Annotated in this window: 16 protein-coding genes; all 16 read right to left on the bottom strand. The window is 58.4% G+C overall.

The genetic code is table 11. The annotated features are described in order from the left end of the window. Nucleotides 1-730 precede the first annotated feature (730 nt). The 16 genes from ACMGGW_RS09565 to ihfA all read right to left on the bottom strand — a co-directional run bounded on the left by ACMGGW_RS09565 (nucleotide 731) and on the right by ihfA (nucleotide 16991). The gene (locus tag ACMGGW_RS09565) at nucleotides 731-2173 is read right to left on the bottom strand and encodes a protein adenylyltransferase SelO (RefSeq protein WP_060432953.1); all 1443 of its coding nucleotides are present in this window, start codon (nucleotides 2171-2173) and stop codon (nucleotides 731-733) included. 257 nt (nucleotides 2174-2430) lie between these two features. Continuing rightward, nucleotides 2431-3162 (bottom strand): EAL domain-containing protein, encoded by a 732-nt coding sequence (locus ACMGGW_RS09560; RefSeq protein WP_025302631.1) that lies wholly within the window; start codon nucleotides 3160-3162, stop codon nucleotides 2431-2433. A 511-nt stretch (nucleotides 3163-3673) separates the two neighbouring features. Beyond that, nucleotides 3674-4687 carry a lipoate--protein ligase A gene (locus tag ACMGGW_RS09555; protein ID WP_043143387.1) on the bottom strand — a complete coding sequence of 338 codons (1014 nt, stop codon included), beginning with the start codon at nucleotides 4685-4687 and terminating at the stop codon, nucleotides 3674-3676. 59 nt (nucleotides 4688-4746) lie between these two features. Beyond that, entirely contained in the window at nucleotides 4747-5211 is a 465-nt protein-coding gene (locus ACMGGW_RS09550; protein WP_016927954.1) for an NlpC/P60 family protein, read from the bottom strand. 176 nt (nucleotides 5212-5387) lie between these two features. Further along, nucleotides 5388-5780 carry a 4-amino-4-deoxy-L-arabinose-phosphoundecaprenol flippase subunit ArnF gene (gene arnF / locus ACMGGW_RS09545; protein WP_049205166.1) on the bottom strand — a complete coding sequence of 131 codons (393 nt, stop codon included), beginning with the start codon at nucleotides 5778-5780 and terminating at the stop codon, nucleotides 5388-5390. Then, nucleotides 5777-6121: a 4-amino-4-deoxy-L-arabinose-phosphoundecaprenol flippase subunit ArnE gene (gene arnE / locus ACMGGW_RS09540; protein ID WP_025302628.1), complete on the bottom strand. Its 345-nt coding sequence runs from the start codon at nucleotides 6119-6121 to the stop codon at nucleotides 5777-5779. The genes arnF and arnE overlap by 4 nt, the downstream gene beginning before the upstream one ends. Next, nucleotides 6118-7782, bottom strand: a complete 1665-nt coding sequence (arnT, locus tag ACMGGW_RS09535; protein WP_025302627.1) for a lipid IV(A) 4-amino-4-deoxy-L-arabinosyltransferase — start codon at nucleotides 7780-7782, stop codon at nucleotides 6118-6120. The genes arnE and arnT overlap by 4 nt, the downstream gene beginning before the upstream one ends. Further along, entirely contained in the window at nucleotides 7779-8684 is a 906-nt protein-coding gene (gene arnD / locus ACMGGW_RS09530) for a 4-deoxy-4-formamido-L-arabinose-phosphoundecaprenol deformylase (protein ID WP_043143382.1), read from the bottom strand. Before arnD ends, arnT begins: the two co-directional genes overlap by 4 nt. After that, nucleotides 8681-10663 carry a bifunctional UDP-4-amino-4-deoxy-L-arabinose formyltransferase/UDP-glucuronic acid oxidase ArnA gene (arnA, locus tag ACMGGW_RS09525; protein WP_049210229.1) on the bottom strand — a complete coding sequence of 661 codons (1983 nt, stop codon included), beginning with the start codon at nucleotides 10661-10663 and terminating at the stop codon, nucleotides 8681-8683. The genes arnD and arnA overlap by 4 nt, the downstream gene beginning before the upstream one ends. After that, entirely contained in the window at nucleotides 10663-11643 is a 981-nt protein-coding gene (gene arnC / locus ACMGGW_RS09520) for an undecaprenyl-phosphate 4-deoxy-4-formamido-L-arabinose transferase (protein WP_025302624.1), read from the bottom strand. The genes arnA and arnC overlap by 1 nt, the downstream gene beginning before the upstream one ends. Further along, nucleotides 11630-12784 carry a UDP-4-amino-4-deoxy-L-arabinose aminotransferase gene (gene arnB, locus ACMGGW_RS09515; protein WP_025302623.1) on the bottom strand — a complete coding sequence of 385 codons (1155 nt, stop codon included), beginning with the start codon at nucleotides 12782-12784 and terminating at the stop codon, nucleotides 11630-11632. The genes arnC and arnB overlap by 14 nt, the downstream gene beginning before the upstream one ends. Before the next feature lie 397 nt (nucleotides 12785-13181). Continuing rightward, nucleotides 13182-13937, bottom strand: a complete 756-nt coding sequence (btuD, locus tag ACMGGW_RS09510) for a vitamin B12 ABC transporter ATP-binding protein BtuD (RefSeq protein WP_167324268.1) — start codon at nucleotides 13935-13937, stop codon at nucleotides 13182-13184. A 5-nt stretch (nucleotides 13938-13942) separates the two neighbouring features. Continuing rightward, on the bottom strand, nucleotides 13943-14494 hold the full coding sequence (locus ACMGGW_RS09505; protein ID WP_025302621.1) for a glutathione peroxidase: 552 nt from the start codon (nucleotides 14492-14494) through the stop codon (nucleotides 13943-13945). A gap of 45 nt (nucleotides 14495-14539) precedes the next feature. Beyond that, the gene (gene btuC, locus ACMGGW_RS09500) at nucleotides 14540-15547 is read right to left on the bottom strand and encodes a vitamin B12 ABC transporter permease BtuC (protein ID WP_197833445.1); all 1008 of its coding nucleotides are present in this window, start codon (nucleotides 15545-15547) and stop codon (nucleotides 14540-14542) included. Between the two features lie 179 nt (nucleotides 15548-15726). Beyond that, nucleotides 15727-16143 carry a DUF2502 domain-containing protein gene (locus ACMGGW_RS09495; RefSeq protein WP_169540718.1) on the bottom strand — a complete coding sequence of 139 codons (417 nt, stop codon included), beginning with the start codon at nucleotides 16141-16143 and terminating at the stop codon, nucleotides 15727-15729. Between the two features lie 551 nt (nucleotides 16144-16694). Further along, nucleotides 16695-16991: an integration host factor subunit alpha gene (gene ihfA, locus ACMGGW_RS09490; RefSeq protein WP_004931414.1), complete on the bottom strand. Its 297-nt coding sequence runs from the start codon at nucleotides 16989-16991 to the stop codon at nucleotides 16695-16697. Between the last annotated feature and the right edge of the window lie 2 nt (nucleotides 16992-16993).

The raw sequence follows: 16993 nt of genomic DNA, 5'->3' as shown, positions 1-16993 counted from the left end.
CTGGGGAATTGCCGTAAATGTCCGCATTTCTCTGTGGCCAATATGAACGGCAATTGGAGGGGCCGATGGCGCGACCCCTCCACCCGCACCTTCGCTTAACACCATCTGTCCGCTACGCGGAAATTACTCGCCCCATCCTGGGCCTCGCCCCTTCGGGGCCGCTGCAAGCAGCGTTCAAATCTGCTCCCGGCAGATTTGTCCTCGCCGCGTCTGCGTTGTCGGGCGGGTCTGCTGCGACAAACGTCCCTGTTAGTCTCGCCTCAACTGGCCTTCCCTGGCCGGTTGACCCTGACAACGCCGTCTTGCTCGGCAGCCGGTGATGCGCGCCCAAGGTCAACACCTGAGCTGGCTGCTACCGGGAAATCTGTCGCTTATGAGGTTCTGGTAGAGAAGTTGGAGATGAGCGCGGTGTTGGGCGCCCTTGAAGACGCCGAACGCAGGCATAGCGCATTAGGCGAAACCGCCATGGACGGCGGTTTCAGGTGAGACAGGCAGGGACGCCTGTCGCAACCGGCCTCAATGCGGTATGGCGGAGAGAGGGGAGTTGGCAAAGCCAACCGTCTGATAGGGCAAAGGCGCGGGTTGCCAGGGGCCGCGCCTTCGGCCCCTGGCTCGGTCGAGGTGTGGGAGCCACATGGGGCATCTCACTTTTATCGACCGAAAATTTCACGAACGCCTGCATAAAAACGCTAACTGACCAGCATTACGCCATGAGGCGCCCTTTTTCATCTCAACTGGAGCAGGAAATCTCCAGATGTTTGCCCCAATCCGGCGGCAGCGCAGCAAGATCGTCATACTCCGGCGCATCGTCGAACGGCCTCAGCAGAGCCTGATGCAACCGCCGCAAACGGCCCACGTCGTCTTTCTCCGCATCCTCAATCGCCTGCTGCGCCAGATAGTTGCGCAGGATCAGGCGCGGGTTCACCGCCTTCATCGCCCGTTGCCGTTCCGCATCGCTGACCTGTTCCTGTTGCAAGCGCTGACGATACTGCTGATACCAGGCGTCGAACGCCGCACGGTCGATAAACTCGTCGCGCAGCGGCGACTGCGCCTGCTGCTGTTCGGTCTCGCTCAACAAGCGGAACGTGCGGGTATAGTCCCGCCCTTCCTGCGCCATCAGGCTCAACAGACCGGTGAGCACGTCATTATCCTGCGCCGTCGGCGTGAAGAAGCCGAGTTTGGCGCGCATCTGTTCACCGTAGGCGCGCATCAGCGCCGGCTCATACGCCGACAGCGCCTGCTGCAGCTGCTCGGTGGTCATCAACCCAGACAGGGTTTGTGCCAGGCGATGCAGGTTCCACAGCGCCACCGCCGGCTGATTGTCGAAGGCGTAACGCCCCTGGTGATCGGAGTGGTTGCAGATATAGCCGGGCTGGTAGTCGTCCAGGAAGCCATAAGGGCCGTAATCGATGGTGATACCGAGAATCGACATATTGTCGGTGTTCATCACGCCGTGGGCGAAACCGACGGTTTGCCAATGGGCGATCAAACGCGCCGTGCGTTCGACCACGTCGGTAAACCACAGCAGGTAACGCTCAGCCAGATCCTGCAACTGTGGCCAGTGACGGGCGATGACGAAATCCGCCAGCTGCCGCACTTGCTCCGGCTGTTTACGGTAATAAAAGTGTTCGAAGTGGCCGAAGCGCACATGGCTTTCCGCCACCCGCATCAGCATGGCGCCGCGTTCTGGCTGCTCGCGATATACCGGTTGCTGGCTGGTGACGATAGTCAACGCTCGGGTGGTGGGGATCCCCAGATGGTGCAGCGCCTCAGAGGCAAGAAACTCGCGGATAACCGAACGCAGCACCGCGCGGCCATCCCCCATGCGTGAATATGGCGTTAGCCCGGCCCCCTTCAAGTGCCAATCGCGGTGGCTGCCATCCGCCATGACCTGTTCGCCCAGCAAAATGCCGCGGCCATCACCCAGTTGCCCGGCCCACACGCCGAACTGGTGGCCGCTGTACACCTGTGCCAGCGGCTGCATGCCGGGCAGCAGCGATTCTCCCGCCCAAATGGGGGTTTTATCCTGGGTAAACCAGCTTTCATCCAGCCCCAGCTCGCGTGCCAGCGGCTCGCTGTGGTACAGCAGGCGTGCATCCTTGAGCGGTGTCGGGTTCAGGGCGGTGTAGAAACCGGGTAACTGTTGGTAGTAAGCGTTATCGAACTGCGGCATAGGCCCTCCGTTTCAGCGTAGTGTAGAGCCTGAACGGGCGGATTAACACCGAAGGAATGCAGGGAGAACGCATCCGCCTGTCACCAGGGCGGATGCGGGGAGTTTGGCGTTGCCCCTCAGCTGAGGAAACGCGCTTTAACGTCGGCTGACAAACGCAGTTATCAGCATAAAGCGATGGCGAATAACGGCGACGGGATCACAGTAACCTCACCCCGTGCATTATTTACCTCATTGTGTGTAGTTTTTTATATCACTTCTTAATTATTGAACTCGCTGGGCCTCGCCAGCAAAGCTTGCAGATTATCCACACCAACGCTGGGCCATAAAAAACCTTGCAGGCCTAAAACACCGGCGTATCTGAGTTTATTAAAGTACTCTTTTTTCTCTATTCCTCCGACGATTACGCCTTTACATAACAGGTTGATATTCTTTAACAACGAGTCGATGACCACGTCATATCCCTGATGGGTAAACAGCTGCCAGTAAAAACGCTTGTCTATCTTTACATAGTCAAACAAACCATCGTACAGCGCGGTCAACGTGGCTTTACCGGAACCGAAATCATCGAGCCACAGCGAAAACATTTCGCTTAATCGCCGCACGCTCGGGTTGTTCTTCCCGGCCGAAAGATTCGGAAAACTCTCACTGATTTCAAATGCAATAAAAGGATATTGCCCGATCCGTTGACATAACGCCGAATCAGAAAGAATAAGTTCGACGATGGTTTCTTCGATATTGATGGTCAACTGCACGTTGTTACCGGTAAACCAAGCCGAATGCTGCTCCGCAAGTTTCAATTGCTCATTAAATAACTCAATCCTTTGTTCAGACGTCAATAAATTAATCCCAATTTCGGCCGGCATGGCTAAATCACCGTCGAGACTGTTGAAACGGCTCAACATTTCAACCGCCAACAGCCCGCCCTCCATTGAGTAAACAGGTTGCAAAACATAGCTACTAATAAAGTCAGCTTCGAGTTGGATGTTCATTTTAATGCCACAGGATGAATGGCTAGCGTATCATCGTATATCAATATATTTTATCGATCAATCCCTCTGGGATTAATCGGAAATATCAATGTAAATACCCATGAAATATCATTTAATTGATAGATTAAAGCTATACGACAATCGTGAAAGGCGCAAAGAAAAGCAACCTGACTTATGCCATAGCGACCGCCAAACGCGTTATGTGGAAAGGTATTTGGCTTAAGTTGAATGGATTGGCGGCTAAATTTGACTTATCTCCCTTGTTTTATTTAAGAAAAATCTTAAATAAAGTAAAATAATCTTTCCTCCTTAACGCGGATTTTTCCTACCGTTAACGACGACTGATTAAATTTAATAACGCATCAATTCCGCCCGTTATTCTCGGCATTGAAAATGTAAAAAAGTGCCCATCTTGATTTTCAGAAAATCTGCGCTACGCCCCTGCTAAACGCCGATTTCAGCGATAAAAAAAGGATGAGCACGCTCATCCCCTTCACCATTCCCACTCCGGCTAACGGATCGTTTCGCTCAGCCATTGCCGCAACTCGGCTAATTCGGCCGCCTGTTGAGGATACTCCGCCATCAGTCGGTCACAGCAGGCGGCGACGGGCTCACTGCGGTACGCGCAGCCCACCAGCATGTCCGCCAACCGCTGCAGCGGAGCGGGATTCAGGCTATCGGTGAACACCTGCGCGCGAACAATCGCCCCCTTCTCCACATCGAAGAACAAGTCTACGCCGCCCCAGACGAAACGCTCGTTAAGCAAGTGGCTGAACGCCGGCGCCTTGCCAAAATTCCATTCCCAACTGCTCTGTTTGGCGAACTGCGCGGCAAAATCGGGCAGATCGGGGAACACGTCCGGCGAAATAATCTCCGGCTCGACCGTCTCGCCATAGTGGGCGAAGAAGGCCTGTACGATGGCGTCGCATACCTGCGCATGGCTGATACCCGGCAAAAACTCCGCCAGATTGGCGACGCGCGAACGCACCGAGGTAATCCCCTTGGCCTGCAGCTTTTTGGGATCCGGATTGAGATAGTCCGCCAACCGTTCCAGATCGGCATTCAGCAGCAGCGTACCGTGATGGAAACCGCGATCCTGCGTTTCTCGATAGGCCGAGCCGGATATTTTGCGCGGCCCGTCGGCGGTTTCCATCACCAGATCGTTACGCCCCGATGCGCTGGCCGCCACGCCCAGCTCCCGCAGCGCTTGCAGAATGATGTCGGTCGAGACGCTCTTGTCGTAGCCCGGCTTGCCGGCCATAAAGGTGAAGCAGGTATTGCCCAGGTCGTGAAATACCGCCCCGCCGCCGCTGCTGCGCCGCGCCAGCCGAATGCCATCCTGCTCCATGCGCCGGGTATTGCACTCTTTCCAGGGGTTCTGCGACTGACCAATCACCACCGTTTCGGCATTGCGCCACAGGAAGAGAATTTTTTGCGTGGTCATTTCGCGGAAGATGCACTCTTCCACTGCCAGGTTGAACCAGGGATCGTAGGAGTCGGAGATCAGTAAACGCAGGCTGTTCATGGCAGGCACCGTTCAAAACACGAGATGCCGCCATGATACACCAAATCAACGGGTTAAGGTTAAATGCGTCGCGCCTGCCAGTACACACGCTTCCAATAGACGTTATCGAGCGAGGAGCGGATCACCCCGCGGCTGGTCGAAGCGTGGATAAACTGGTCATTGGTATCGTAAATGCCGACATGCAGGCCGTTCTCACCGCCGCCGGTTTTGAAAAACACCAGATCGCCCGGCATCAACTCATCGCGTGAGACCTTGGTACCCAGTGAGGTCTGTTCTTCGGTCGAACGCGGCAGTTGCATGTCGAAGCGATCGCGGAACGTGCGGTAAACAAAGCCGGAGCAATCTACGCCGCCGCGATCCAGGCCGCCGTAACGGTATGGCGTACCGTACCACTGGCGCAGTTGTTCATTGAGTTGGGCCACCACCACGATAGAATCCGCCAGGCGGCCGCTGGGCGGCGGCGCATGGCTGCTGCAACCGGCGAGGATCAAACTGGCTAATAAAAACCACACACGCATCCGCATAATATCCCTTCATTGAACACGTTGCCGCATTATGCCATCCGGTACACCACCACACCGCCTGCGAGGCAAAGCCGGCACCACGTAAGGAGAGCGCTATTTGGCGTTAATTTATCTCCCGCACGGGGAAAAAGGCAAGCGCCATGAGGGAGATAATAGCAGGATCGCCGGTTTAGCCCCTATTCCGGCGATTTTGTCTCGGATTTGCTGTTAATCAGCCCGACGCCGAACAGAATAAACAGCGTGCCCAACGTTTTCAGCAGCGTAGCGGACTCGTTAAACCACGGCAGGATCACCGCCGCCAGGTAGACCAGCGCGTAGCTAACGCTCAACAGAGGATAAGCACGATTTAACGGCAGATGGCGCAGCGCGAAAAACCAACACAGCATCGACAGCGCATAGCCGAAGATGCCGCCGCCCACCGCCAGCAGCGGTAGCCAGTAATTGCCGATCAACGCCAACGAGACATCGGCGAACGACATCAGCGGGATCTGCACCATGCCCCACTTCATCAGCAACTGCGCCAGCGTCACCAGCAGTACGCTGGCGGCGCCCCAGGCATAGCCCTTCATGAATGCACGCTCATCAGCAGGATCCCCAGCATAATCGACGCCACGCCGCACCAGTGGCGAGCGGTCGTCGGCTCATGAAACAGCCAGCGCGCCGCCAGCGTCACCATCACGAAGTTAAGGCTGAGCATCGGGTAAGCCAGGCTGAGCGGCAGACGTTGCAGCACATTGAGCCACACCGCCATGCCCAGCCCCAGCAGCAGCACCGCCAGCGCCAGCCAGCGCAGCGTCTGTTTCAGCCGCGCCTCGCCCGCCCGTTCCCAACAGTGCGCCGCCTGTTTCTGGCACAGCTGCCCACCACAGGTGAGCAGACTGACCACTATCACCAACAGAAAACCGATCATGGTTGCTGTTTATACCACATCAGCACCAGGCGGTTCATGCGATCCACCTTGTCTGCGGCAGGCAGTTCCTGCGGCAGCGCTTCGCCACGTGACAGTTGCAGCACCAACGATACGTTCCCCTGCTTACGCGCCTGCGCCAGCCACTGCGGGAAATCGGCATCGCTGATCAGGTGGCCTTTGGCGTCCGGATACTCCAGACCATAGGCCACCTCGCCTTTCTGGCTGTACATCAGCACGTCGCTGCGCTTCAGCTCCCAGGCCAGGCCGGCCGCCAGCCCAACGCTGTCGCTTAGCACGTAACGACTGTCGCCCAGCTCGGCCATCGTGGCGCGGGCGAAGTTTTGCGGCAGTTTGGAATCGGTCACCTGTTGCGGAATGGCGTAACCGATCACCAGGCACAGCAGCACCGGGCAAGCCGCCGCCCAGCGCCATTGGCGGCCGTTATCGCGTGCGGAAACCAATGCGAACAGCAGCCAACCACCGAAGGCGATCAGGCCGAGCACCACTTTCGGCCACTCTTGGGGAGTAAACAGATGCGCTTTCGGCAGCAGACCGGAGCTCAACACCACCAGCGCCACGATGCCAATCAGCCCGAACAGGCCGTTCAACCAGGCATTGGCCTTGAACAGCTTGGCGCGCAGCGTGGCGGCATAGTCTTCCGCATAGGCGGTCATCAGCAGCGCCAGCGGCGCCATGCACGGCAGAATGTAGGTCGGCAGCTTGCCTTTGGCGATGCTGAAGAAGATCAACGGCATCATCGCCCAACTCAGCAGGAAGAACAGCTCCGGGCGCTGCACGCGCTCGCGCCAGCCTTTGAGCAGCGCGCCGGGCAGCAGCGCCAGCCAAGGCAGCACCGCCGCCAACAGAACCGGCAGGTAATACCAGAACGGCGCCTTGTGTTGAGCATTATCTTCGGCGAAACGCTGAATATGCTCGACCCAGAAGAAATAATTCCAGAAGTCGGGTTCGCGTTGCGCGATCGCCAGCGCCCACGGCAGGCTGAGCAGCGTCGCGGTCACGATCGCCACCGGGCCATAGCACAGCAGATCCTTGATGCGGCGTTGCTGGATAACGATCGGGATCACCGCGATCACCGGCACCGCCAGTGCCAGGAAGCCCTTGGTCATAAAGCCCATGCCGCAGGCCAAGCCCAGCAGTGCGTAAGCGCCCAGTTTTCCCTTGACCGAGGAGGCCTTCAGCGTCAGGTAATAACTGACCATCGCCGCCGCCAGCCACAGCGAGATCATCGGATCCAGCACGCTGTAGGTGCCGATGCTGAACACCAGCACCATCGACAGGAACATCAGCGCCGCCAGGCTGGCGCGGCGCGCATTGCGCCACATCAGCATCGCCAGCGCGAACACCAGCAGCGCGGTCATGCCGGTGCTGAACACCGAGCCGAAACGCACCGCAAAGTTGTTTTCGCCAAACAGCCACTGGCTGATGTTATTGAACCAGTAACCCGCTACCGGCTTTTCGAAATAACGCAGCCCCAGCAGGTGTGGCACCACCCAATCGCCGCGCTGCAGCATTTCACGACTGATCTCGGCATAACGCGTCTCATCCGGCTGCCACAGCAGGCGGCCGTTAAGCGGGATCAGGTAAACCAGAGCAAAAAAAACGGCCAGCAGAATGGCCCAGGATCCTTTTAGCGCCTTCATGTAACGTCCTTCACATCGGTTTGACAGCCCAGCCAACCTTCGCGGCCGGGGAAAGGAGCACGCTTGATGCGGCCCAACGGCAGTGACGCCAAATCTTGTGGTAACAGCGCGCTAAGCGGACAGAATTCGATGCCCTGCTGCCGTGCGCGTTGCAATAACTGTTCGAACATCGCCGCTTGCGACATGCCTTCCACTTCGGTGTGAATGGTGTACACCGGCACGCCGCGATCGTTCTCGATGGCGCGCAGAATGTAGTCGTTGAAGTCGGCCATGCTGACTTCGCTGCCGATCACTTCGTCGAAGGTCGGCAACGTCACCGGGATCTGCACCGTGCCGTGGCGCCCGTCGCTCAGCACCGGACGGAACGGATGGGTGCCGCGGCAATCGCTGTTGTAATGAAAGCCGAAGCGCTGCTTGACCTCCAGCACGCGCGTATCGGCACGCCAGCCCGCCACGGCGGAGCATTTCACCGGCTGGCCGGTGCTGGCGCTCAGGGCGTCGACGCCCCGCTGCACCTGTTCGGTCAGCTGCGCTTCGCTCCACTTGCCAACCTTGGCCTGCCACCCTTGGTGATCCCAGGCGTGCAGCCCGACTTCGTGGCCGGCTTCGGCGGTGCGCTTCATCAGCGGCCCCAGCGCACGTGAAATATTGCGCCCCGGCCAGGCGGTACCGGCCAGCAGAATATCCAGCCCATACAGCGAGGCGGCGTTCGAACGCAGCATTTTCCACAGAAATTTCGGACGCAAAAGGCGCCAAAGATGGCGCCCCATGTTGTCCGGTCCCACGCTGAAGAAGAAGCTGGCCTGAATGTCGTACTTGTCGAACAGGTCCAGCAACTGCGGCACCCCTTCACGGGTGCCGCTGAAGGTATCTACATCAACCCGCAGACCGACTTTCTTCATGCACCGTTCCCTTCCTGAACGGTAGTGCGCAAGAAGTAGTCCAGCGTATCGGCGACGGTTTGCTTCATCTCGATGGTTGGCTGCCAGCCCAGCAGGCGGTGAGCGTTCTTGATGCTCGGCGTGCGGTGCTCGACGTCCTGGTAACCTTTACCGTAGTAGCTGCTGCTCTCCACGTCCTTGAAGCCGGCAAACGGCGGGAAGCGGTCGCGCAGCGGGTGGTTGTTGAAGCTTTCCAGCAGCATTTCCGCCAGCTCGCGAATGCTCGCTTCGTTGGTCGGGTTGCCGATGTTGACGATCTGGCCATCGCACAGGCCATCACGGTTCTCAATGATGCGGAACAGCGCTTCGATGCCGTCGTTGATGTCGGTGAAGCAACGTTTCTGTGCACCGCCGTCCATCAGTTTGATCGGCGAACCCTCCACCAGGTTGAGGATCAGTTGGGTGATGGCGCGGGAAGACCCGATGCGCGCGGCGTCCAGGTTATCCAGACGCGGCCCCATCCAGTTGAACGGACGGAACAGCGTGAACTTCAGGCCTTCTTTGGCGCCGTAAGCCCAGATCACCCGATCCAGCAGCTGTTTGGAGACCGAGTAGATCCAGCGTTGTTTGTTGATTGGCCCGACGATCAGACGCGAATGGTCTTCGTCGAACTCTTTGTCGTCGCACATGCCGTACACTTCTGAGGTGGACGGGAAGATGATGCGCTTGTTGTATTTCACGCAGTCGCGAACGATCTTCAGGTTCTCTTCGAAGTCAAGCTCGAACACGCGCAGCGGGTTACGGGTGTATTCGATCGGCGTCGCGATCGCCACCAGCGGCAGCACCACGTCGCATTTCTTGATGTGATACTCGATCCACTCGGAGTGGATGCTGATGTCGCCTTCCACGAAGTGGAAACGCGGGTTGTCGAGGAAGCGGCTGATGGCGTCAGAGCCGATATCCAGGCCGTAGATGTCGTAGCGATCGTCACGCAGCAGGCGTTCGGTCAGGTGGTTACCGATGAAGCCGTTAACCCCGAGGATCAGCACGCGAGTGCGGCGTTTCATTACGGCATTCGGCTTGGCGGCCAGGCGCACGTCGGTGACGATGCCCATTTCTTGCGCCAGGCGGCTGCCCTGCACGTACAGACCGCTGTCGTTCTGGCCGGCGACGATCTCCAGCGCGCCTTCGCCACAGGCGATGACCAGCGGCGAGGTGCTCAGCACGGTGCCCGGTTGTTTATCATGTTGGGTATCCAGCACGCGGGAGCGCCAGACGATCAGCTTGCGCTGGCCGAGGTAGCTGAATGCGCCCGGGTACGGTTCGGTGACGGCGCGTACCAGGTTGTTGATCTCTTTGGCGGACTTGTGCCACAGGATCTCGCCGTCCGCTGCGGTGCGGCGGCCGAAGTAGCTGGCCTGAGACTCATCCTGCTTGGTGAAGGTGGCGGTGCCGTTCTTCAGCTTCGGCAGCTGCTCTTGCAACACGACCTGCGCGGCTTCCAGCACTTTTTTGTGCAGCGTCAGCGCGGTGTCGTTGTCTGCGATGGTCACTTTCTGCTGACCGACGATGTCGCCGGCATCCGGGCGTTTCACCATCTTGTGCAGCGTGGCGCCGGTTTCGGTTTCGCCATTCACCAGCGCCCAGTTCACCGGGGCGCGGCCACGGTAGTGCGGCAGCAACGAACCGTGCAGGTTGAAACCGCCCTGCGGCGCCAGCGACAAGATCTCGTCGCTCAGCATGTGGCGGTAGTAGAACGAGAAGATCACGTCCGGCTGCAGTGCGCGGATGCGGTCAACCCATAGCGGGTGATTTACGTCTTCCGGCGCATAGACCGGCAGATCCAATTCGGCGCCCAAACGGGCCACGGAGGAGAAGAAATTGTTCTCACCAGGGTCGTCGGTGTGCGTGAATACGGCCTGCACGTCATAACCCGCCTCAGTCAGCGCTTTCAGACCTGCGCAGCCAATATCGTGGTAAGCAAATACAATAGCTTTCATCATTCTTCTTCCTGAGTATTGTGGTCCTGCTGTGCACCGACCACTTTCTGAACAAAATAGCGAGGACGCGCACGCACGTCGGTATAGATGCGGCCGATGTATTCACCCAGTAGCCCCATGCCAACAAACTGGGCGCCGATAAAGGTGAACAGCACGGCGAAGAGGGTGAACACGCCGCCGGCGGCCCATTCAGGGCCGAGCAGCAGACGCAGCGCAATCAGCACCAGCGCCAGCACAAACCCGGACAGCGCCACGATGCTGCCGACCACGCTGAGCAAACGCAGCGGCGTAGTGGTCAGGCAGGTGATCAGGTCGTACATCAGGTTGATCAGCTTCATCAGGCTGTACTTGGAATCGCCAAACTCGCGCTCGGCGTGACGCACGTCGATCTCGGTCGTGCGACGGGCGAAGGTGTTCGCCAGAATCGGGATAAAGGTGCTGCGCTCGTGGCAGTGCAGCATCGCCTCAACGATATGACGACGGTAGGCACGCAGCATGCAGCCATAGTCCCCCATCGACTTGCCGGTGGCGCGTTGAATCATCATATTGATCACGCGCGAGGCGCTTTTGCGGAACCAGGAGTCTTGACGGTTGGCGCGAACGGTGCCCACCACGTCATAGCCCTCTTCCGCCACGCTGACCAGACGAGGGATCTCCTCCGGCGGGTTCTGCAGATCGGCGTCCAGCGTAATCACCAAATCGCCGGTCACCTGATTGAAACCGGCCATAATGGCCGAGTGCTGGCCATAGTTGCGGTTCAGCAAGACAGCGACCACGTTGCTGTCCGGCTTTTCCGCCGCCGCAGTCAGCATGTCGGCGGAATTGTCGCTGCTGCCATCGTCGACGAGGATGATTTCATAGGGTTGAGATAACTGCTTACAGGCGGCAGTAGTGCGTTCCAGCAACGCCGGCAGGCTTTCCTGCTCGTTGTATACCGGGATGACTATCGACACTTTTTTAATCGGTTCAACGCGAGACACGTAAAGACTCCACAACAGAAGACAAGGCATTGACCACGCGATCCACGTCGGCGTCGGTCATATCAGGGAATAGCGGTAAGGTGCACAGCCGCGCCGAGTTCCACTCGGTATTCGGCAAAGAAAGCTGCGGATAGCGCTCACGGTAGAATTTCTGGGTGTGCGCGGCACGGAAATGCAGCCCGGTGCCGATGCCAACCTCTTTCAGGCGCTCCATCAGTTGGTCGCGATCGAGGCCGCAGCGCTCGGGATCGACGCGCACCATAAACAGGTGCCAGGCGTGGTCATGCGGATAATCCGGCACGCCCAACGGTTGGAACGGCGAGCCTTCCAGCGCGCTCAGGTAGCGCTGCGCCAGCGCCTTGCGACGCGCGTTCAGCTCGGCGAAGCGCGACAGTTGCACCACGGCGATCGCCGCGTGAATGTCTGACAGGTTGTATTTGTACCCCGGCTCCACCACTTCGGCCTGCGGTTTGCGGCCCAGCTGCTGGCGATCGAAGGCATCGACGGCCAGACCGTGGAACTTCAGGCAACGCAGGCGATCCGCCAGCGCATCGTCGTCGGTGGCGATCAGGCCGCCTTCGGCGCAGGTCACGTTTTTGATCGCATGGAAAGAGAAAATCGCCGTGCCGCGCGCGCCGACCCATTCGCCGTTGTAGCGCGTGCCGACCGCGTGGGCGGCGTCTTCGATCAGCGGCAGACCATGGCGTTCGGCCACGGCGCGCAGCGCATCCATCTGCAGGGGGGCACCGGCGTAATGCACCGGAACAATCGCTTTGGTATTCGGGGTGATGGCAGCCTCGACGTCGGCGGCGCTGACCATCAACGTATCGCGGTCAACATCGATCATCACCGGCGTGGCGCCCAGCAGCTCGATCATGTTGAGGGTGGAGACCCAGGTTTGCGAAGGGGTGATGACTTCGTCGCCAGGGCCGACGCCAAGCGCCATCAACGTGATGTGCATGCCCGCCGTGGCGGAACTGACGGCGATCGCATGTTTACAGCCGAAGGTGGAACAGAAGTCGCTTTCCAGCTGCTGGTTTTGCGGCCCGGTGGTGATCCAACCGGAACGCAACACTTTCTCTACCGCGGCGATTTCTTCATCGCCGATGGCCGGACGAGAGAAAGGCAAAAATTGATCCATAGTTAACCCCAAACGTATCGAACTGCTTTTGATGACACTGTAAATCCCTTTCGTTTAACGGATATTAAACGCCAGAGAAGAATCGTTTCCGTGGATTAACTGCCAATGTAAGGCCGCAAGCTTAACTAAACCTTAAGACGAGACTTGTCATCAGTGGGTCAACTGATTGGTGGGTGTCGCCATCATCTATTTAAAATTATTATGAAAATCAATTTCTTATATTTATTAATAATTATTTACGTATTTTATTTTTGCCGAATCAAGCGTAGCACGTCATCGACGTTTTTCAAGAAAATCGATAAGAAAGTGAGAGGCAGCCCAATATTAACCGATGATTACCCGGCTATTTATATTCACTGCGTTTAGTTTTCGTTTACATTTATGCCGCCGGGGCGAGTTAAGCCGTACGGGTCATGATCCAACGCTGGTCCCCCACCCATTGCAGGTGGAAATCCACTTCATAGATCTGCGACAACAGCCCGGGCGCCATCACCTCACGGGTGATGCCCTGCGCGACCAACTGCCCAGCGTGCAACAACCAAACCCGATCGGCCTGCTGTAAGGTATGATTCAAATCGTGCGCGCACACCAGCGCGCTGCGCCCGCTTTGGCAGAACTCACGCAGCAGGCGATCCAACGCGACTTTCTGCGCCACGTCCAGACTGTTGGTCGGCTCATCCAGCAACAACAGCCGGCTGTGCGGATTGACGCTGGGCCACACCTGCAGCAATACCGCCGCCAGTCGCACCCGTTGCCATTCGCCACCGGAGAGCTGCGTCAGCATGCGTGACAGCTTATCCACCAGCTTCAGCCGCTGGCACAGATAGAGAATGGCTTGCTCCACCTCGGTTTGCACCGCGCCGGCAGGCCGGTGCAACGCCAAATACTGAAACACCGGCATGAGCGACACCGGCGGCTGTTGCTGGCTGAGATAACCGCGTCGGTGCGCCAGCTCGTCGCCCGAATAACAGGACAGCGCGCGTCCGTCCAGGCAGACTTCGCCCTGCCCCGGCAGCATGCCTGCCGCCCGGGCCAGCAAGGTGCTCTTCCCTGCGCCATTTGGGCCGATCAGGTGAACCTGCAATCCGCCGTCAATCTGTGCCGTAAAAGGCGCCAGGCGCCCCGCCACCCCAACCTCAACGAGTTGCAGCATCCGTATTATCCCGCCAGCGCTTGTTTCACCGCCGCCACCAGCGCCGGATCCTCTGGCGTGGTGTCAGGCGAGAAGCGCTGGATCACCGTGCCGTCGCGTGCGATAAGGAATTTCTCGAAGTTCCACAGAATATCGCCGGTGTGCTTCGGCGCACGCCCTTTGCTGGTCATCCGCGCCAGGAACTCGCTGCCTTCCGGGGCGACAGCTTCCGGCTGGGCGGCAATCAACGCCTGATACAGCGGATGACGGCCTTCGCCGTTCACCTCAATCTTGGCGAACATCGGGAATTGCACGCCGAAGGTTCCGCGGCAAAACGCCAGGATCTCTTCGTTGCTGCCCGGCTCCTGACCCAGAAATTCATTGGACGGGAACCCCAGAACTTCCAGCCCCCGATCGCGATAGGTTTCGTACAGCGCTTCCAGCCCTTCGTACTGCTTGGTCAGGCCGCACTCCGAGGCTACGTTGACCACCAGCAGCACCTTGTCCTGATAGCTCCCCAGCGTGGTGGCCTGATTTTCGATGGTCTGTAACGGCAGATTGTAGATTGGCTTACTCATCGGTTGTCATCCTTTGGTTTTTTAATGGCAGGTGAATAAAGAAAACTACCTTACGCCCTTTGTCCGGGTCAGTAACCAGATAAATAGCGGCGCCCCCAGCGTGGCGGTCACCACGCCGATCGGCAGCTCGGCCGCCAGCAGCGCAACGCGGGCCGCCACATCGGCCACCAGCAACACGCCGGCCCCCGCCAGCGCGCAGGCCGGCAACAGATAGCGCTGGTCAGTCAGGCCCGTGAGCCGCAAAATATGCGGGATCACCAGGCCGACGAAGCCGATCACCCCGGCCAGCGCTACGCTGACACCGACCAGCCAGCCGATCGCCAGCACCAGCAGATTGCGCCACAGATGCAGCGACAGCCCGAGCTGTCGCGCCTGCACCTCGCCCAGCGCCATCAGATTGAGCACCCGCCCCTGGCCACACAGCCACAGCAACACCGGCAGCAGCGCCAGCACCAGCCACTTTTGGCGCCAGTCTACGCCGCCGAAGCCGCCCATCATCCAGTACATCAGCTGCCGCAGATCGAGACTGGTACTGAAATAAACGGCCCAGGTCATCAGCGCGCTACACACGATGCCCAGCGCCACGCCGACCAGCAACAACCGCGCATTGGTCAAGCGTCGCCGGCGAGCAAAGCCCAACAGCAAGAAAGTCATCGCCAGCGCACCGACTATCGCGGCGGCGCTCAACAGCGCCACCGGCAACAAACCGTGCCCCAACAACACCGTCAGCACCAGCGCGACACCGGCGCCGTTAGCGACGCCCAGCAGACCGGGCTCCGCCAGCGGGTTTTCAAACAGCGCCTGCATCACCGCGCCCGCCACCGCCAGGGCAGCGCCGACCAGCATCACCGCCAGCGCGCGCGGCAAGCGCAGTTGCCAAACGAACAGTTGCGCCCGTTCGCTGAACCATTCTGACGGCCATATCCATTGGTCGCCGGCGCAAAGGCTGAACAGTAAAGCCACCGCCACGCCCAGCGCCAACAGACTGACCTGGCGTTTATCGCAGTAACGTTGATGTTGCAACAGTAAGGTGAAGGTACGGCTGGTTGGCATGGCGCGGCGATTCCCTGCCGGCCGCTGTCGTGGCCGGATAATTGACGTCTGAGTCGAATATTAGGAGGTTAACGCCGCAAGGGGAAGCCTTGCGTAGGCGATGGCGCAGGAAAGCAGCGGCTGGCCCTGCCCGTCATCGCCAGGATGATGGCAAAACCAGCCGCCGATAAACTCAGGGATTAACGATGCGGGCCGGCGTTGCCCGGTGGATAAGGCTGACCGCGGCCGTCATCGCGCCGGTCATGGTCGCCGCGATCGTCATGGCGGCCATCATGATCACGATTATCGCGATCGCCGTGGAAAGGATTGCCGCTGCGCACCGGCTGGCGATGCTCATAGCCGCGCGGCGGCGAAGGCTGCCAGCGCCCGCCGTCCCAGTACAGGCCGCGCGCATTGCGCTCCCCCAAACCGCGGCCCTGGTGTGCATGCCACCATTGCGGGGGACGCCAGTCGTAGCCATCCCAGTAGTAACCACGGCGGTCCTGATCCCCCAAATGCAGGGAAACGCCCGGCACGTTGATATCGACGGAGACATCGGCCTGTGCCGCCAGCGGCAGCAACAGAGGGAAACACACCAGCAACAGGATCTTTTTCATTTTGCCTTCTCACTCTATTTTTCTTGCTGCAGTGGTTATATCAGCGCATTTATTTAACGACTATCTCATCGATGCCTATTTTCAGATCGTTTTCGACGACCTTACACAATCCCTACACTGTTTGCCGCCGCCTTTAATTATCATAGCCACTGACAAGGCTTAATGAATTGCTGACATCGCTTAAGCGACGCGACAATTATAATTAACCGGATTCCCATCGGAGGATAATAAAATGATTAAACGTATAGGTAGGTTGTTAGCCGTTGTAGCCTTGGCCTCAAGCCTCAGCGCCTGCTGCTGGGGCCCTCACTGGGGCGGCGGCCACCGCAGCGATGGCCCTGGCCATTATTATGGCCGTTACTGAGGAGAGAAATAGATTCACTCATCAACAATAATAAGATATAAGAATATTCCGCAACTGAGGTTAAATTAATCCCCCATACCGACTTAACGAACAAATTTAATAGTCGCCTTGAGAATTAGGAATAAACTGAATTTTGTCCCAGAAAAGAAAAAGGCCGCGCAAGCGGCCTTTTTTGATGTCACGTCACTCACCCTTTCGGGCTGGCGTTTTCTACCCGGCTTTTCAGCTTCTGCCCCGGACGGAAGGTCACCACGCGGCGCGCCGTAATCGGAATGTCTTCGCCGGTCTTCGGGTTACGCCCCGGACGTTGGTTCTTGTCACGCAGATCAAAGTTGCCAAAACCCGACAGTTTTACCTGTTCGCCATTCTCAAGGGCCCGACGGACCTCTTCAAAGAACAGTTCCACCAGGTCTTTGGCGTCCCGTTTGCTAAGCCCAAGCTTCTCAAACAGGTGTTCTGACATTTCAGCTTTAGTAAGCGCCATAG

Origin of the sequence: Serratia sp. BNK-4 (genome assembly GCF_048685115.1) — a bacterium.
Classification (GTDB): domain Bacteria; phylum Pseudomonadota; class Gammaproteobacteria; order Enterobacterales; family Enterobacteriaceae; genus Serratia; species Serratia bockelmannii.
Note: the sequence above shows the minus strand (reverse complement) of the source record. Positions and strands in the feature narration are given on the sequence as shown.

Excerpts from the sequence above, each read along its gene's own strand:
- arnB (WP_025302623.1), bottom strand. The coding sequence starts at position 12,784 with ATGGATCAATTTTTGCCTTTCTCTCGTCCGGCCATCGGCGATGAAGAA.
- arnA (WP_049210229.1), bottom strand. The coding sequence starts at position 10,663 with ATGAAAGCTATTGTATTTGCTTACCACGATATTGGCTGCGCAGGTCTG.
- arnT (WP_025302627.1), bottom strand. The coding sequence starts at position 7,782 with ATGAAGGCGCTAAAAGGATCCTGGGCCATTCTGCTGGCCGTTTTTTTT.
- btuD (WP_167324268.1), bottom strand. The coding sequence starts at position 13,937 with ATGCTGCAACTCGTTGAGGTTGGGGTGGCGGGGCGCCTGGCGCCTTTT.
- arnE (WP_025302628.1), bottom strand. The coding sequence starts at position 6,121 with ATGATCGGTTTTCTGTTGGTGATAGTGGTCAGTCTGCTCACCTGTGGT.
- ACMGGW_RS09555 (WP_043143387.1), bottom strand. The coding sequence starts at position 4,687 with ATGAACAGCCTGCGTTTACTGATCTCCGACTCCTACGATCCCTGGTTC.
- ACMGGW_RS09560 (WP_025302631.1), bottom strand. The coding sequence starts at position 3,162 with ATGAACATCCAACTCGAAGCTGACTTTATTAGTAGCTATGTTTTGCAA.
- ACMGGW_RS09495 (WP_169540718.1), bottom strand. The coding sequence starts at position 16,143 with ATGAAAAAGATCCTGTTGCTGGTGTGTTTCCCTCTGTTGCTGCCGCTG.
- btuC (WP_197833445.1), bottom strand. The coding sequence starts at position 15,547 with ATGCCAACCAGCCGTACCTTCACCTTACTGTTGCAACATCAACGTTAC.
- arnD (WP_043143382.1), bottom strand. The coding sequence starts at position 8,684 with ATGAAGAAAGTCGGTCTGCGGGTTGATGTAGATACCTTCAGCGGCACC.
- ACMGGW_RS09550 (WP_016927954.1), bottom strand. The coding sequence starts at position 5,211 with ATGCGGATGCGTGTGTGGTTTTTATTAGCCAGTTTGATCCTCGCCGGT.
- ACMGGW_RS09505 (WP_025302621.1), bottom strand. The coding sequence starts at position 14,494 with ATGAGTAAGCCAATCTACAATCTGCCGTTACAGACCATCGAAAATCAG.
- arnF (WP_049205166.1), bottom strand. The coding sequence starts at position 5,780 with ATGAAGGGCTATGCCTGGGGCGCCGCCAGCGTACTGCTGGTGACGCTG.
- ACMGGW_RS09565 (WP_060432953.1), bottom strand. The coding sequence starts at position 2,173 with ATGCCGCAGTTCGATAACGCTTACTACCAACAGTTACCCGGTTTCTAC.
- ihfA (WP_004931414.1), bottom strand. The coding sequence starts at position 16,991 with ATGGCGCTTACTAAAGCTGAAATGTCAGAACACCTGTTTGAGAAGCTT.